Origin of the sequence: Bacillus cereus group sp. BfR-BA-01379 (assembly GCF_022663605.1) — a bacterium.
GTDB classification, from domain to species: domain Bacteria; phylum Bacillota; class Bacilli; order Bacillales; family Bacillaceae_G; genus Bacillus_A; species Bacillus_A mobilis.
This window is the reverse complement of sequence record NZ_JAKUFT010000234.1, coordinates 1-305: the sequence shown is the minus strand read 5'-3', so window position 1 is coordinate 305 and position 305 is coordinate 1. Positions and strand designations below refer to the sequence as shown.

The window sequence follows — 305 nt, the reverse complement described above, 5'->3', positions numbered from 1 at the left end:
GCATCTTTTTCATTTGGCGCAAAGAACACTTCAGCACCAGCATCACTTGCAGCTACCACTTTTTGCTGAATACCACCAATCGGGCCAATTTCTCCCTTTTCATTAATCGTCCCTGTTCCAGCTATTTCATGCCCTCTTGTTAAATCATCTTCCACAAGTTGATTATATATTTCTAATGTAAACATTAGGCCCGCCGATGGTCCACCTATTTCATGAGAATCAATTTTCACTTTCGGATCTACCACTAATTCTCTTTCTGTAACGATAGAAACCCCTATACCAACGCGTCCATTTCCATTTGGGAT

General features: G+C 41.0%; 1 protein-coding gene. It reads right to left on the bottom strand.

The window, feature by feature from the left end:
• Nucleotides 1–305: S16 family serine protease (locus MR113_RS27620; RefSeq protein WP_313895095.1), on the bottom strand; the 305-nt coding region annotated here is incomplete at both ends.